This window comes from Pontibacterium sp., assembly GCF_041587635.1.
In the GTDB taxonomy this organism is placed as follows: domain Bacteria; phylum Pseudomonadota; class Gammaproteobacteria; order Pseudomonadales; family Balneatricaceae; genus Pontibacterium.
Window position 1 is genome coordinate 1 of sequence record NZ_JBFGYC010000674.1, and the last position, 1,918, is coordinate 1,918.

Annotated in this window: 3 protein-coding genes; 1 reads left to right on the plus strand and 2 read right to left on the minus strand. The window is 49.3% G+C overall.

The features are described 5' to 3' along the window. Positions 1–159: 159 nt before the first annotated feature. Positions 160–429: a hypothetical protein gene (locus tag ABYW01_RS20580; protein WP_372836370.1), complete on the plus strand. Its 270-nt coding sequence runs from the start codon at positions 160–162 to the stop codon at positions 427–429. A 152-nt stretch (positions 430–581) separates the two neighbouring features. Here ABYW01_RS20580 and ABYW01_RS20585 read toward each other — a convergent pair whose 3' ends face one another. Then, the gene (locus ABYW01_RS20585) at positions 582–1,040 is read right to left on the minus strand and encodes a cell division inhibitor SulA (RefSeq protein WP_372836372.1); all 459 of its coding nucleotides are present in this window, start codon (positions 1,038–1,040) and stop codon (positions 582–584) included. Beyond that, positions 1,037–1,654, minus strand: a complete 618-nt coding sequence (lexA, locus tag ABYW01_RS20590) for a transcriptional repressor LexA (RefSeq protein WP_372836374.1) — start codon at positions 1,652–1,654, stop codon at positions 1,037–1,039. The genes ABYW01_RS20585 and lexA overlap by 4 nt, the downstream gene beginning before the upstream one ends. Between the last annotated feature and the right edge of the window lie 264 nt (positions 1,655–1,918).

Here is a 1,918-nt window from a genome sequence, read left to right on the forward strand (position 1 = left end):
CGGTGACAGAGACGAGCAGTGTGTCTGAGATACACGTGGTGCAGGTGAATCCTGATCATGCCGAAGACGGTCAGATTATTGTTGAGTATGAAGGTTGGTTGAACGAAATGCGGGCGTTGATTGAGCGGCTGCGTACCGGTATGCAGGAGTGGTAAATCAGTGTCATTAGTGGATGAAAAGCTGGAAACGTTACTAGAGATTGTTGAGCTGGAAAACGGAGATCTGGCCATTCGTCGAGCTGAAGACGAGGAGAGCGAGCCGCTGCTGGTGGTTGCGTTCTCTGAGGAGCTGCGCGAGACGCTGGAAGAAAAGTGTATCGAGGTTGGCCGAATGATGTTGACCGCGGGTATTCATATGGTTGCTGAGTCAGGCCACAACTTGTCGCCGGTGAGCGAGCCAGTTGTTGAGCCTTTGCCAACAATTCACTGATTTAATTCGTTCTTAAAAATACCGTCCTTACTCTGGACGTCGGTAGGCGTTCGGGATGGGTGGTTTTTTATATAACCCTGTCTACAGATCCCTCTGTTTTGTGCTCACGTTCCGTGTGAATATTGCCTTTGGTGCTGTGCTGTATGTGTCGTTTAGGCGTTTTGGCGTCCGCGAATTACAATGCCGTGGCTTGAGCCGGTGCGGGCAGCGTCTTCCAGTCCGTTCAATTCATCTTCGGACAAATATCCAGGCCAGGTAATCACTGCGTGGCAGGTGCCTGCTTTTAACGCCTGGCATGAGAGTTCGTATACCGAGTGGTTGTCATCAGGTTTGAGCAGGATGACCTTGCTCAGGTCTATTCCTGCATCGGCAAGTAGCGCTTTGGGCAGCACAATGGGAGGGGCAATCCAGACAAACCAGCGATCATCACGGCTCAGTTGCGCCAGTAAGGGCATGAGCATTGGCATATTACTGAGTTCATCATCTCGCATAATGATCTCGGTAACTTTGCCGGATGTTTGTTTACTCTTAATGAGCGGAGCAGTGGTTTGTTTTGTGGTGGTCAGGCTTGGGCGAATCAATTTGGGTGTTGCAGTCTGGTGGCTAATCATAGGTCATTACCTCTGCGTATAACGCCAACACTCAGTCCCTCAATTGCCAGGCTTTGCTCGCGAAGGTCGACCTCAATCGGGTCGAATTCTTCGTTCTCGGCAATCAGGTACACCATATGTCCTTCCTGCTTAAAGCGCTTCACCGTTACTTCATCATCGATACGTGCAACGACGATCTGTCCATCGTTTACGTGTTGGCACTGATGTACCGCAAGCAGGTCGCCATCCATAATGCCGATATTTTTCATGCTCGTGCCACGCACGCGGAGCAGATAATCGGCTTTAGGGTGAAAGAAGTCTGATGAAATCGTGCAGTGATCTTCGATATGTTCCTGTGCAAGGATAGGAGAGCCTGCTGCTACCTGACCAATGACAGGCAGTCCAAGATCCTTTTCTTCTTCCATGACAGGTACACGGATACCGCGAGACGTACCGGGTATGATCTCAATGGCGCCTTTACGGGCCAGTGCTTTCATGTGTTCTTCAGCCGCGTTAGCAGACTTGAAGCCCAGCTCTCGTGCAATATCGGCGCGAGTCGGTGGGTAACCGGTGGTTACGATATAGTGCTTGATGCAGTCCAGAACTTCCGTTTGTCTTTTTGTCAGCTTCATAATCGTATCTGTTTTTTTATACAGTACATGTGATTATATACAGTATCCGAGTTCTGTAAAGCAACTTCTGTTTATATATCCAGTATTTTGATAACATTGCGCAAAACTTGGTTGGACGACGGCGTTGCTCGATAAAAATCTAAAATCTGAAATTCAGTCTGCTTACAGCGCCTTTTTGCAAAACCGTGGACTGAAGCCTCGTGTGAGCCAGAAGCAGATGGTTGCACACATCGCCCGCACCCTTGGTGGTATCAAGCAAACCTCAGA

Coding starts and splice junctions, on each gene's coding strand:
- ABYW01_RS20585 (WP_372836372.1), bottom strand. CDS start 1,040: ATGATTAGCCACCAGACTGCAACACCCAAATTGATTCGCCCAAGCCTG.